This is a genomic window from Schaalia hyovaginalis, assembly GCF_014208035.1.
Classification (GTDB): Bacteria; Actinomycetota; Actinomycetes; order Actinomycetales; family Actinomycetaceae; genus Pauljensenia; species Pauljensenia hyovaginalis.
This window is the reverse complement of sequence record NZ_JACHMK010000001.1, coordinates 833,893-846,567: the sequence shown is the minus strand read 5'-3', so window position 1 is coordinate 846,567 and position 12,675 is coordinate 833,893. Positions and strand designations below refer to the sequence as shown.

10 protein-coding genes and 1 riboswitch are annotated in these 12,675 nt (G+C 65.9%); of the genes, 2 read left to right on the top strand and 8 right to left on the bottom strand.

Annotation, left to right across the window (positions count from 1 at the left end; genetic code table 11):
• Window positions 1–129: 129 nt before the first annotated feature.
• From HD592_RS03575 to HD592_RS03560, 4 genes are read right to left on the bottom strand one after another with little or no spacing between them, the layout of a single operon-like run.
• Window positions 130–1,284, bottom strand: coding sequence for a helicase RepA family protein (locus HD592_RS03575; RefSeq protein WP_031583915.1), 1,155 nt, complete (start codon window positions 1,282–1,284; stop codon window positions 130–132).
• Between the two features lie 7 nt (window positions 1,285–1,291).
• Complete coding sequence (locus HD592_RS03570; RefSeq protein ID WP_019541684.1) at window positions 1,292–1,612, bottom strand: plasmid mobilization protein; 321 nt, start codon at window positions 1,610–1,612, stop codon at window positions 1,292–1,294.
• Window positions 1,612–2,688 carry a site-specific integrase gene (locus HD592_RS03565; RefSeq protein WP_184451943.1) on the bottom strand — a complete coding sequence of 359 codons (1,077 nt, stop codon included), beginning with the start codon at window positions 2,686–2,688 and terminating at the stop codon, window positions 1,612–1,614. Before HD592_RS03565 ends, HD592_RS03570 begins: the two co-directional genes overlap by 1 nt.
• Window positions 2,689–2,877, bottom strand: coding sequence for a helix-turn-helix transcriptional regulator (locus tag HD592_RS03560; RefSeq protein ID WP_016412724.1), 189 nt, complete (start codon window positions 2,875–2,877; stop codon window positions 2,689–2,691).
• Window positions 2,878–3,066: 189 nt separating this feature from the next.
• Between HD592_RS03560 and HD592_RS03555 the strand changes: the two genes are divergently transcribed.
• Window positions 3,067–3,600 (top strand): helix-turn-helix domain-containing protein, encoded by a 534-nt coding sequence (locus HD592_RS03555; RefSeq protein WP_019541686.1) that lies wholly within the window; start codon window positions 3,067–3,069, stop codon window positions 3,598–3,600.
• Between the two features lie 210 nt (window positions 3,601–3,810).
• Here the strand turns inward: HD592_RS03555 and guaA are convergent, their stop codons facing one another.
• Entirely contained in the window at window positions 3,811–5,382 is a 1,572-nt protein-coding gene (gene guaA, locus HD592_RS03550) for a glutamine-hydrolyzing GMP synthase (protein WP_184451941.1), read from the bottom strand.
• A gap of 97 nt (window positions 5,383–5,479) precedes the next feature.
• On the opposite strand from guaA, the gene HD592_RS03545 reads away from it, so the two are divergent.
• Window positions 5,480–6,856, top strand: a complete 1,377-nt coding sequence (locus HD592_RS03545) for a hypothetical protein (RefSeq protein ID WP_184451939.1) — start codon at window positions 5,480–5,482, stop codon at window positions 6,854–6,856.
• Window positions 6,857–6,883: 27 nt separating this feature from the next.
• Here the strand turns inward: HD592_RS03545 and HD592_RS03540 are convergent, their stop codons facing one another.
• The 3 genes from HD592_RS03540 to purH all read right to left on the bottom strand — a co-directional run bounded on the left by HD592_RS03540 (window position 6,884) and on the right by purH (window position 12,539).
• Window positions 6,884–8,617 (bottom strand): ABC transporter ATP-binding protein, encoded by a 1,734-nt coding sequence (locus tag HD592_RS03540; protein ID WP_184451938.1) that lies wholly within the window; start codon window positions 8,615–8,617, stop codon window positions 6,884–6,886.
• A complete protein-coding gene (locus HD592_RS03535; RefSeq protein WP_184451936.1) occupies window positions 8,614–10,590 on the bottom strand; it encodes an ABC transporter transmembrane domain-containing protein in 1,977 nt (658 codons plus the stop codon). The genes HD592_RS03540 and HD592_RS03535 overlap by 4 nt, the downstream gene beginning before the upstream one ends.
• Before the next feature lie 83 nt (window positions 10,591–10,673).
• On the bottom strand, window positions 10,674–12,539 hold the full coding sequence (purH, locus tag HD592_RS03530; protein ID WP_184451934.1) for a bifunctional phosphoribosylaminoimidazolecarboxamide formyltransferase/IMP cyclohydrolase: 1,866 nt from the start codon (window positions 12,537–12,539) through the stop codon (window positions 10,674–10,676).
• Window positions 12,540–12,567: 28 nt separating this feature from the next.
• A riboswitch (ZMP/ZTP riboswitch) is annotated at window positions 12,568–12,653 on the bottom strand.
• Window positions 12,654–12,675: the final 22 nt, after the last annotated feature.

Genomic DNA, 12,675 nt, shown 5'->3' with positions numbered 1-12,675 from the left:
CCGCCCTTTGAAAAGGGCACCCTGCACCCCGCCTAAACTTTGCTGCTCCCCGTGACAGCCGTGACGACCGTGACGATGTTTCAGACACCGCCGCCACTCTCAAAAAAGCCGTCACAGCCGTCACGGTCGTCACGCCTGGGACGGTTCCAGCGTCAGGCTGATACTTCTCCCGGCGTGGCTCCTGCTGTTCTCATAGCGGATGTGGTAGTCTATCAGCAGCTTCCCGGCCCGGACGTTTAGCCGCATCGCCAGGGCGTTGGGCTTCATGTCGGTCTGGAGCGCCGCTACCAGCTCGGTGGCCGTACCACCCCAGGTCGGCTTCTCCGCCGTCACAAGGGCGGCTATGGCCTCCAGCACCGGGTCGGGCGGCTCTGTCCATGCCTCCGTTTCCGTACGCTCCAGCGTCCATATCAGCCGTTCCTTGTCCCTGGTAAGATAGAATCGCTGGTCTTGCTGGTCACGCCCGGCCACGTCCAGAACGGCGCTGCCGTCTGTCCGCTTCTCCTTTTGAAGAAGAAAGGCCCCGTCCGCCGCTCCCAGCAGACCGTTGGTGCCGGAGATCATATCGAATTTGTCATCTGCCTGTTGCTTTCGAGTGTGGTGTACCAGCAGGAGGCAGACGCCGCAATCATCGGCAAGGCGTTTCAGCTTACCCACCACCTCGTAATCGTTGGCGTAGCTGTACTTATCCCCACCAGCCTCCCGGATTTTCTGGAGGGTGTCAATGATAATCAGCTTGGTGTTCGGGTGTTCCCGGACGAACTTCTTTAGCTGTTCCTCCAGGCCAACGCCAAGCTGTTTGGCGTAGACCGCAAAGAGCAGATTGTCGGTGCCCTCTGTGCCGAACATTCGGTATAGCCGCCCCTGCAAGCGGCGGTGGTCGTCCTCCAACGCCAGATAGAGGACAGTCCCCTTGTGGACAGGGTAGCCCCACAGGGGGAGGCCCATGCTGACATGGTAGGCAAGCTGGGCCATCAGGAACGACTTGCCCACCTTGGGCGCTCCCGCAAAGAGGTACGTCCCAGGGTAGAGCAGACCGTCTATTACGGGCGGTCTGCTCTGGTAGATGTTCTGGTAAAGGTCGTTCATGGAAACTGTGTGGAGGTAGGCTGGGTCGTTCATGCGCCGCATATCCCGGAGCATTTCCTCTAAATCTTTCTCTTGGGGGTTGTTTTCAGCCGTTTCCTCTGCTATACTTTGGGTAGTTGTTTGAGAATTGGGCTGTTCCCCGTCTGCGCCAACAGACGGAACCGGGACAGTCCTTTTCGTTTCTCTGGAATCCATCAATCTATCAATCCTCCTTCATGCCGCCCAGCGTCACTGAGATAAGGTCAATGGTGGCGAGAAGTTCATCCCCCACGTCGCCCCCGGCCTCAATGCGCCGCAGTTCCCCCAGGACGGCGGCGAGTTGGTCACGCAGGGCCTTGTAGACCCTGGGATTGCCCTGCACCACCACGGCCCGGTCTAAGAGCCGCCGGGTGATGTAGTCCTGCTTCGTCAGGCCAGAGAGCCGCACAGCGGCGTCAATCTGCTTGTTTTCCTCCGGGGATACCCGGAAGGCCACGGTCTTGTTCCTCCAGCGGTTGTGAGTGTCCAAATTCTTAGCTGACATTACGCTCCCATCCTTTCAAAGTCCAATTTGTCTGCCATTTCCGTCTGCTTGGACGGAAACAGGTGGGCATAGCGATAGGTGATCTCGATACTCTCATGCCCCACACGGTCAGCAATCGCCACAGCGGAGAAGCCCATGTCAATCAGAAGTGAGATGTGCGAATGCCGGAGGTCGTGGATTCTGATACGCTTGACCCCTGCCGACTTCGCCCCTCTGTCCATCTCATGGTGGAGATAGCTTTTCGTGATGGTGAAAATGCGCTCCTTCTTCTTGATACCGTAGAGCATCCCCAGGTAATCCTTCATCTCGTCACAGAGGAAGTTGGGCATTTTAATGGTGCGGTTGCTTTTCTTCGTCTTTGGCGTGGTAATGACGTCCTTGCCGTGGAGCCGCTGATAGGACTTGCTGATTTTCACCGTCCCGGCCTCAAAGTCAAAGTCTGCCGGGGTCAGGGCCAGCAGTTCCCCCTCCCGAATACCACACCAGTAGAGCATTTCAAAGGCGTAGTAGGAAACGGGCTTGTCCATCATGGCATCTGCAAACTTCTGGTACTCCGCTTTCGTCCAGAACAGCATTTCCTTCCGTTCCTCTGACCCCATGTTCCCAGCCTTGGCGGCGGGATTGGAACGCAGCTCATAGAAGCGGACAGCGTGATTGAAGATGGCGCTAAGCTGGTTGTGCAGGGTTTTGAGGTAGGTAGCCGAGTAGGGCTTGCGCTTCTCGTCCCGGTAGGCCAGCAACTCGTTCTGCCATGCGATCACGTCCTTGGTGGTGATCTCGCTAATCTTCCGCTTGCCAAAGTAGGGCAGAATTTTCTTCTGGATGATGTTCTCCTTGGTCAGCCAGGTGTTCTCCTTGAGCCGGGGTTTCATATCCTTGATGTAAAGCTCGGTAAAGGCTTCAAAGGTCATATCCAGGTCGCCGGAGGTCTGCATCTGGAAACTGCGCTCCCACTCCTGGGCCTCCCGTTTGGTGGCAAAGCCACGCTTGCACTTCTGTTTGCGCTCCCCCGTCCAGTCCTGATACCGCACCATGACGTACCATGTTCCTCTTGCTTCGTCCTTAAAGACTGGCATTTAGTTCCCTTCCTTTCTGGCCCCGTAGAGCCGTTCGTTGAAATACTGGCGGTTGACCCGCCCTGCGATGGTGATGAAGCCCTTGTCCTTCAATTCTTCGTTGAGCTGCCGGATGAGTTTATAGGCGTAGGGCTTCGATACACCCAGCTCGTCCGCAACTTCTTCCGCCCGGATGAATCTGTTCTCCATATGGATTCCTCCTTTCTTTTGATTTAACGCTATTTGCTTAACGTAGTCCTACTATACTAACTCTATTCCGTTATGTCAAGACCTTCCAACGAGAAAATATAAACAAATTTATTTATTTTTCTCTTGACTGGTCTAAACATATCTGTTATACTTCAAGTGTCCCCATTACATAGATTGGAGTTGGCAGTTATGGCGATTGGTGAACGTATTCGTTTCTTCCGCAACATGAAGGGCATCACACAGAAGTATCTTGGCATGGTGGTGGGTTTCCCGGAACGCTCCGCCGATGTGCGTATGGCACAGTATGAAACCGGGAGCCGCACCCCCAAGGCCGACCTGACAAAGACCCTGGCTGACTTCTTTGATATTTCCCCTGATGCCCTGACCGTCCCTGACATAGATACCGACATCGGCCTGATGCACACCCTCTTTGCTTTGGAGGATATTCGGGGGCTGACTATTGGGGAGATTGACGGCGAGGTTTGTCTGCGTCTGGACAAATCCAAAGGCAAGACCTATGCCAATATGCTTGATATGCTGTCCGCCTGGGCGGAGCAGGCCAAGAAGCTGGAGGCCGGGGAGATCACCAGGGAGGACTATGACCGCTGGCGGTACAACTACCCCAAGTACGACACCACCCTGCGGTGGGCAAAAGTTCCCTCACAGGAATTGAGTGATTTCCTGGTGGATGCACTCAAAGATAGCCCCGATACTGATGAATAGACAGCAAAAGCCCTTACCGACGTTGCCATCGGTAAGGGCTTTCTAATATGGTTGTCCTCACTTATAAGCCGCAAAAGAACATTCTTTACCCGCAATCCACTGGGGATACAGAATGATACGGCCTATGGGGAGCGTTATCAAATCGTTATCAAAAGAGAGATATAAAACCGCAAAATCGTTGTGCCGCAACGGGTTCGGAGTTTCAAAAACTCACTCCCACTCGATCGTGGCCGGCGGCTTCGAGGTCACGTCGAGCACGACCCTGTTCACCTCGGGCACGGTGTTCGTGATCCGCGTCGAGATGCGGGCGAGCACGTCGTAGGGCAGGCGCGTCCAGTCGGCCGTCATCGCGTCCTCGGAGGACACCGGGCGCAGCACGACCGGATGCCCGTAGGTGCGGCCGTCGCCCTGAACGCCCACGGAACGCACGTCCGCGAGGAGCACCACCGGGCACTGCCAGATCTGCGCGTCCAATCCCGCGGCAGTGAGTTCTTCTCGGGCGATGAGGTCCGCGGCGCGCAGGATGTCGAGGCGCTCCTTCGTCACCTCGCCGATGATGCGGATGCCGAGGCCGGGACCCGGGAAGGGCTGACGGTTGACGAGGTAGTCGGGCAACCCGAGTTCACGGCCGACCGCGCGGACCTCGTCCTTGAAGAGGGCGCGCAGCGGCTCGACGAGCTCGAAGGTCATGTCCTCGGGAAGGCCGCCGACGTTGTGGTGGCTCTTGATGTTCGCCGCGCCCTCGCCGCCGCCGGACTCGACGACGTCCGGGTACAGGGTGCCCTGGACGAGGAACTTCACCTCGCCGCCGGCCGCCCCGACCTCCTCGACGACCTGCTTCTGGGCGGCCTCGAAGGAGCGGATGAACTCGCGGCCGATGATCTTGCGCTTCGTCTCGGGGTCGCTAACGCCCGCGAGCGCGCTGAGGAAGCGCTCGGACTCGTCGCAGGTGATGACGCGGATCCCCATGCCGCGCGCGTAGTCGCCCTCGACCTGCTCGCGCTCACCCGCGCGCAGGAGGCCGTGATCGATGAAGAAGCAGGTGAGCTGGTCGCCGACCGCCTTGTGGACGAGGGCGGCCGCGACGGAGGAGTCGACGCCGCCGGACAGGGCGCAGATGACCTGCGCATCGCCGACCTGGGCGCGGATCTTCGCGACCTGCTCGTCCACGATCGATCCGGCGTTCCAGGTCGGGGTGATCCCGGCGCCCTCGTAGAGGAAGTTCTTCAGGGCGTCCTGCCCGTAGGCGGAATGCCCGACCTCGGGGTGCCACTGCAGGCCGAAGAGGCGGCGCTCCCGGTTCTCGAAGGCGGCGACGGGGGTCTGAGAGGTCGAGGCGGTGACTTCGAATCCTGCGGGCGCGGTCTGGACGGCGTCGCCGTGGCTCATCCACACGACCTGCTCGACGGGCGTCCCCGCGAAGAGGCAGGACCCGGCGCCGATAGCGGCATCGGTGTGCCCGTACTCCCGGGTCCCGGTGCGCCCCACCGACCCGCCCAGGGCCTGGGCCATCGTCTGGAAGCCGTAGCAGATGCCCAGGACCGGGACCCCCGCGTCGAACACCGCCGGATCGATGGACGGCGCTCCGTCCTCGTACACGGAGGAGGGGCCGCCGGACAGGATGATCGCCGCCGGATCCTTCGCGAGCATGTCGGCGACGGGCATCGTGTGGGGCACGATCTCGGAATAGACGGACGCCTCGCGCACGCGACGCGCGATGAGCTGGGCGTACTGGGCGCCGAAGTCGACGACGAGGACGGGACGGAGATCAGTCGTATTCACGGCTCAATCGTACCCGCGCGCGGGGGTGCGAACCTACTGGACCCCGCTGAACCCTGCTGACCGCGTGCGCGCCCTCGCGATGAGGGACAATGGGCGCATGGCCCCGAAGGAACGCCCCTCACGCTCCGCGCCCGCATTCCTGCTCGAGCTCGGGATGCACGGCGCGAAGAAGCGCTTCCCCGACGGCCGTAAGCTCACGAAGCCCGAGCTCGCGTCCCTGCCGACGATCGCGGCGATCAACGAGGGCGTGCGCGCGGCGACGAAGAGGGCCGCCGACCTGGCGCATTCACCCGATGCAGCCTGGTTGCTCACGCAGTTCCTCAACCCGGTGCAGCTCGCGTCGAAGAAGCGCCTCGTCCTGCCCGAGAGCTCCCTCATGTTGAAGGCGATCGCCCATCTCGAAGCGCTTTACGACGCCGAGGACCCGACGATCCCCCAGTCGCGCACCCCCGATCGCCCCCTCGGGGATCTCGCCGCCGCCCTCGACGAATGGGAACGGGCCTTCGCGGCGCGGGCGGGCGACCCGAGGTGGAAGAGCGTCGAGGGCCGACCGGTGACCCGCGTCCAGCTGCGCGACTGGATGGCCGAGGTCGCCGCCCTCGCCCCCGGGATCATCCTCGAACTGCCGATCCCCGAGGAGTTCGCCCGGGCGCTCTCACTGGTCGAGCAGTGGGACGGGATCCTCGACCGCCGGGGGCACACGGGCGAGCGATTCTCCCTGAGGGAGGAGGTCGTGCGCCTGCACAATTGGCCGGGCGACCAGTGGACGAACGGCGACGACTACGCCTCGGCGCAGAAGCGCTTCCATCGCCGCCTGCGCAAGGCCCGCAAGGTCACGAAGGATCCCGTGCGCGATGCGATCATGCAGCGGGCCCTCTACCTGCGCGAGGGCCTCCTCCTCGGGCCGGTCGATCCCCTCCAATGGTTCCTCGCGGTCTGCCGTTTCCGCGCCGTGGCGCCCGAGGTGCTCGATGTCCGCCCCGAGCTCATGACCTGGCGGTTCGTGGACTGGATGCTCCGGCTCGCCGACCCGCCCGAGCGCCCGGACATCTCCGCGTCCAAGCGCCTCGCGAAGGCCGAAGATCCGCGCGAGATCCCCGAGGGGAGCCTCACCGCCGTATCGGGGCCCGATCTCATGATCGACCTCGATGAGGACGTGGTGACCGCCCTGCCCCCCGGCTGCCGCGTTCGCCGTCTCGTCGTCTCGGCGACCGGGGCGCTCGGCCCGGATTGGACGGTGTACTGGGTCGAGTCGGAGTGGGAGGATTCGCGGCCGATCCTCGACCTCGTCGAGTCCGCGAAGCTCCACCCGCGCGTCGTCTTCGTCTCCGACGGGCGGCCCGACGACCTCGCCGAACGGATCCGCCCCTTCCTCGATCGGGCCTACGAGATCCCCACGAATCCCCTCACGGCGCACAGCCACATCCCGGGCGTGCTCCCGGTCTTCCCCGAGCACCCCGACGCGGGGCTGTGACTCCCCCGTCGGCGCCCCGGGTCGCCCTCAGTCGCCGCCGCGCCACGCCTTCCACAGGCGCGCGTACTCGCCCCCGAGGGCGAGCAGCTCGTCGTGGGTCCCCAGTTCTGCGATCCGCCCATCGACCATGACGGCCACCCGATCCGCCTCGTGCGCCGTGTGGAGCCGGTGGGCGATGGCGACGACGGTCCTCCCCTGCAGGACCCGAGCCAGGGACTGCTCGACGCTGCGCGCCGATGAGGAGTCCAGCAGGGATGTCGCCTCGTCGAGGACCAGAGTCGAGGGGTTCATGAGGATGATTCGCGCCAGCGCGATCTGCTGGGCGCGGGCGGGCGGCAATTGGACGCCCCCTGCTCCGACGCGCATCTCGAGGCCGCCCTCGTTCGCCACCCAATCGGCGGCGCCGACCGCGCGCAGGGCCTCCCACAGGGCATCGTCATCCGCGTCGGCCGCCGCCAGGCGCAGGTTCTGCGCGATCGATCCGACGAAGACGTGATGCTCCTGGGTGACGAGGACGACCGTGCGGCGCAGCTCCTTCTCGGGAAGATCGACGAGGTCGACGCCGCCCGCCCGCACCGTGCCCGACGAGGGCGGGTGGATGCCCGCGATCATGCGTCCGAGAGTCGACTTGCCCGCACCCGACGGCCCCACGATCGCGAGGGTCTCGCCCTCGCGCAGAGTCAGCGACACGTCGTGGAGGACGGGCGCGCCCTCCCGGTAGGCGTAGCCCACCGAGTCGACGACGATGGCTCCGCCGCCCGTCGCCCCCTCCCTCGCCCTGCGATCCGCCTCGACGAGGTCGACGCCGAAGATTCGCTGCAGGGAGGTGTAGGCGAATTGGAGTTCATCGCTCCAGAAGGTCGCCTCCCACAAAGGGACGCGCAACTGGTAGCAGTACATGACCATCGTGGTGACGGCGCCAGCGCTCACCCAGCCCGCGGGGACGCCCACGGCGCCCAATGCGATGAGGAGGGCGATCGGGCTGAGGGTCACGATGACCATCCCGACGAACAGGAAGACCCGCATCCACGCGCCGTAGCGCTCCAGGCGCCACATCTGGGCGAGGAGGGAGTCGTACTTGGCCCACCGCGTCGGCCCCAGGCGCAGGGCGTCCACCGTTTCCGCCTGAGCGACCGTCTCCGAGGCGACGCCGGAGAACTCGGCGACGACGGCGGAGGACGCCTGATAGGAGGGGATGGTGCGCGGCACGTACCACTTCGCGACGAGCACGACGAGGGGGATCTCCGCGATGAGCACCCACACCAGGCGCGGCGAGACGATGGCGGCTGCGACGAGCGTGACGAGCACCGTCGTCACGAGGACGAGGATCGCGGACAGCCCCCTGCGGATCATCATCTGCACTCGGTCGATGTCGTGAGTCGTCCTCCCGATGAGGTCGCCGCTGCCCGCGGACTCGACCGTCGACAGGGGCAGGTGGACGACTGCGTCGACGAGGTCCTCCCGCAGGATCGCGAAGAGCCGCTCCCCCAGGGTGCGCGACTTGTAGTCGGAGAGCCACACGAGGATGAAGTTGAGCGCGACGAGGACGAGGGCTATGCCGATGCGCCCGAGCACCCACTGGCGCGTCGTCCCCGCGCCGATGGCGTCGACGATGTCCCCGACGATCCACGGCAGGCTAACGGCGCTGAGCGCGGCGAGCAGCTGCAGCCCGACGATCGCCGTCATCGGTGCGGCGTAGGAGCGGACGAGGGCGAGGAGGCGCTTCCCGGTGAGGGCGGGCGAGGCGAGGGGGAGTCTCATCGCTCCTCCTGTCTGCGCAGCAGCGCCAGCGCATGGGCGACGCCGGGGGCGCCGTCCTCCGCTACGACCCTGAGGTCGTCGGAGCTCCCCGAGGCGATGGCGCAGCCGTCGGAGTCGAGGATGATGATGCGGTCCGCATGCTCGAGGAGCAGGGGCGATTCCGTGATGAGGAGGGTCGTGCGCTTGTCGCGCGCCTCCGCCAGGCGCTCCCCGATGATGGCCTCGGTGTGGGAGTCGAGCGCCGAGGTGGGTTCGATGAGGAGGGCGATGTCGGGGTCGTGCACGAGCACTCGTGCGAGGGCGATGCGCTGACGCTGTCCGCCCGACACGTTGCGCCCCGATTCCGCGAGCAGCCCGTCCATCCCGCCGGGCAGGGAGGCGAGGACATCGGACGCCGCCGCAACCGTGAGCGCATCCAGAAGGGCGGGGTCGTCGTCTGAGGGGTCGTGGCTCACGGACAGGAGGACCTCTTCACCCGCGGGAGCGGATGCGATGACCTCCCGGTAGATGGTGTCCGACAGCGGGCGGCGGGCGGGCGGGGGCGCGTCGGCTCCGAGGAGGTTCTCGCGCAATGAGCCCGCGAACAGTTGCGGGGTCTCCTCGCTGAGCAGGATGCGTCTGCGCACCTCGTCCACGGGCAGGCTCGCAAGAGGGACGCGGAACCCGGGGCCGGACAGGATCGCGGAGGATTCGTCATCGCTGACGCGGGCGAGACGGCGCGCGACATCGCGGGCGATCTGCACGCTCGGGGCGAGCAGCGCGGTCGTGAGCCCCGGGCGCAGGACGACCCCGCTTCGGGGGTCCTCCAGCGCCGCACTCGCCCAGTCGATCGGATCGGAGTCGAGCCAGGGATGGTCTTCGCGCTGCGGTGAGGCGGAGGAACCGGCCTCGTCGCGGGTCATCGGGCGGATCGCGAGGATCGTCGAAGCGCGCTTCACCGCGACCCAGGCGCGCGTCAGGTGCTCCACCGAGTCGGAGAGGATCCACAGGGGATGGCGCAGGAAGGTCATGTACCCGTAGAAGGCGAGGAGCTGGCCGACGCTCATCGCTCCGTCGAAAACGAGCATCGCCCCCTGGGCGACGACGAGGACGGAGAACAGCATGGGCACTGCGGAGCGGGTCGCCGCCAAAAGGGCGGCAGTCGGGGCGACCTTGACCGCGGCGGCCCGCGCCCGTTGCGATTGGGCCCGGTAGGCGCTCGAATACGAGTCCTCCCCTCCGATCCCGCGCAGGATGCGCAGCCCCTGCACGGCGTCGGTGGAGATCGTCGTCAGCTCCCCCTGCTCGTCGCGCATCGCCGACTGGCGGGCTTCGAGGGGCCCTCCGAGCGCCATGAGCCCGATGACGAGGATCGGCATCCCGATGAGGACGATGAGCCCGAGCGAGAGAGATGTTCTCAGCATGAGGACCGCGACGAGGACGGTCGCCGCAGCCGAGGCCGCGAATTCGGGGATGAGGGACGTCGCCCTGCCCAATGCGGAGGCGTCGGAATCCGTCGCGGTGACGACGTCGCCCGCCGTCGAGTCGCGCTTGACGGCGCGCGGGTGCATGGATGCGTGGGAGACGATCGTCCTGGCCGAGCCGACGGACGACCCCATCCACGTGGTGATCTCCGTCATCTGCGTGAGGGCGTCCCCCGCTGCGACGAGGACGACGACGAGCAGGAACACTCCCCCGGCGATCGCCAGGTCGGCGGACACGCCCGTCGTCAGGGCGGTGTCGAGGGCGCGGCCCATCGCCCAGGGGACGAGGGCGGAGGCGACTGTGCCCAGGGTGGTCGCCGCGACCCCCAGCAGGAGGGCGGGTACGCGCCTGCGCAGGAGTTCGCGGGCGAATCGCGGAGCGACGCTGGGAAGCGGCCAGGCGGGCCCCCGCAGGGTCTTCCACGGGGCGATCCAATGCCGCGGGGCGGGACCGAGCGGGGGCAGCGCGATGCCCGCATCCGCGGCCGCGCGCGCGAGGGGGTCTCGCATGTGGGAACTGTCCTTTCTTCGCGAAGGGGGCGCCTTCACGAAGACCCATGATCGTTCATTCGCGCGCCGGCCGCGAGGGCGGATCAGTGCGCGAAGTGGCGGGTGCCCGTGAGGTACATCGTGATGCCCGCGGCCTTGGCCGCCTCGATCGATTCCTCGTCGCGGATCGAGCCGCCGGGCTGGACGACGGCCTTCACGCCGGCGTCGATGAGGACCTGGAGGCCGTCGGCGAAGGGGAAGAAGGCGTCGGATGCGGCGACTGCGCCGATCGAGCGCTGCTCCGGGGCGTCGGCGATGATGTCGTCTGCGCGGGCGCCACCGGCCGACTGGATGTCGGCTCCCGCGTCCTTCGCGGCGTCGCCGGTGGCACGGCCGCCGAGGGTGTTCGCCCTCTCCACGGCGAGCCTGCACGAATCGACCCGGTTGACCTGCCCCATTCCGACGCCGACCGAGGCCTCGTCCTTGACGAGGAGGATCGCGTTCGAGCGGACCGCTCGGACCGTCCTCCATGCGAACTCGAGGTCGGCGAGGGTCTTCGCATCGGCGGGCTCGCCGGCCACGAGGGCCCAGTTGGCCGGGTCGTCGCCGGGGGCGTCGACGTCGTCGCGCTCCTGAACGAGCAGGCCGCCCGAGATCTGCTTGAACTCGGCCTGGCCGCGCTCGGGCGGGAGCACTTCGAGGACCCTGAGGTTCTTCTTCGCCGCGAGGACCTCGAGGGCCCCGTCCTCGTAGGCGGGGGCGAGGACGACTTCGGTGAAGATCGGGACGATCTGTTCGGCGAGTTCGACCGTGACGGGCCGGTTGGTCGCGATGACGCCGCCGAAGGCGGAGACGGGATCGCAGGCGTGGGCCTTGCGGTGGGCCTCGGCGATGTCGTCGGCGACGGCGATGCCGCAGGGGTTCGCGTGCTTGATGATCGCGACGCAGGGGCGCTCGTGGTCGTAGGCTGCGCGGATCGCCGCATCCCCGTCGGTGTAGTTGTTGTAGCTCATCGCCTTGCCGTGGAGCTGGCGGGCGTTCGCGATGCCCGGCAGGGGCGCATCCTCATCGGCCTCGTCGCCCTCTTCGCAGAAGAGGAGCTCGGGGTCGAGGAGGCGGTAGACGGCCGCGTTCTGGTGCGGGTTCTCACCGTAGCGGAGGGCCCGGACGCGCTCGAAGGACTCGGCGACGACGACCGGGAAGGCCTCATCGCTCGCCTCTTCGGCCGTTTCCCCCCCGGTCCCGCTCGTGTCCTCGTCGCCGCCGAAGGCCGCGAGGAAGGCGGCGTCGGCCGCGTCGAGCCGTTCTTCGCAGGCGAGGTCGAGCTCGTCGGCGAGGTCCTCGCGCTCGAGTTCCCCGGCGAACCAGCCCGAGATCGCGAGATCGTAGAGGGCCGTGTGGACGAATGCCTCAGCGGCGAGCCCGCGGCGCTCCTCGAGGGTGAATCCCCGCCCGGACTCGGCTGCGGCGATGACATCCGCGTAGCGATCGGGCGAGGTGACGACTGCGACCGAGGGGTGGTTCTTCGCGGCGGCGCGCACCATCGAGGGGCCGCCGATGTCGATCTGCTCGACGCACTCGTCGAAGGAGGCTCCCGAGGCGACGGTCGCGGAGAAGGGGTAGAGGTTGCAGATCACCAGATCGAAGGCGGCCACGCCGAGCTCGACGAGCTGATCGCGGTGACCGGCCTTGCGCTGGTCGGCGAGGATGCCCGCGTGGATGCGCGGGTGGAGGGTCTTCACTCGCCCTTCGAGGCACTCGGGGAAGCCGGTGACGGCTTCAACGGGGGTGACCGGGATCCCGGCCTCGGCGATGCGCGAGGCGGTCGAACCGGTCGAGACGATCTCGATGCCCGCGGCCGCGAGGGCTTCGGCGAGGGGCATCAGGCCGGTCTTGTCGTAGACGGAGATCAGGGCGCGCTTGAGGGGGCGCCGATCGATGGATTCGAGATTGTCCAGGCGTACGGACATGTTTTCCTCCGATGTCGGTGTCTTCATGTCCCGGCGCCCAGGCGGGCGACGCCTCATGGGATCGTGCGGCCGCTCCCCGGTGGTGTCCCACCCTCGCCAGTCGCGGCCGCCTTGATCGTAGCGCTCTTTACGCCCA

Excerpts from the sequence above, each read along its gene's own strand:
- HD592_RS03540 (WP_184451938.1), bottom strand. The coding sequence starts at position 8,617 with ATGAGACTCCCCCTCGCCTCGCCCGCCCTCACCGGGAAGCGCCTCCTC.
- HD592_RS03570 (WP_019541684.1), bottom strand. The coding sequence starts at position 1,612 with ATGTCAGCTAAGAATTTGGACACTCACAACCGCTGGAGGAACAAGACC.
- HD592_RS03560 (WP_016412724.1), bottom strand. The coding sequence starts at position 2,877 with ATGGAGAACAGATTCATCCGGGCGGAAGAAGTTGCGGACGAGCTGGGT.
- HD592_RS03545 (WP_184451939.1), top strand. The coding sequence starts at position 5,480 with ATGGCCCCGAAGGAACGCCCCTCACGCTCCGCGCCCGCATTCCTGCTC.
- HD592_RS03535 (WP_184451936.1), bottom strand. The coding sequence starts at position 10,590 with ATGCGAGACCCCCTCGCGCGCGCGGCCGCGGATGCGGGCATCGCGCTG.
- purH (WP_184451934.1), bottom strand. The coding sequence starts at position 12,539 with ATGTCCGTACGCCTGGACAATCTCGAATCCATCGATCGGCGCCCCCTC.
- HD592_RS03555 (WP_019541686.1), top strand. The coding sequence starts at position 3,067 with ATGGCGATTGGTGAACGTATTCGTTTCTTCCGCAACATGAAGGGCATC.
- HD592_RS03575 (WP_031583915.1), bottom strand. The coding sequence starts at position 1,284 with ATGGATTCCAGAGAAACGAAAAGGACTGTCCCGGTTCCGTCTGTTGGC.
- HD592_RS03565 (WP_184451943.1), bottom strand. The coding sequence starts at position 2,688 with ATGCCAGTCTTTAAGGACGAAGCAAGAGGAACATGGTACGTCATGGTG.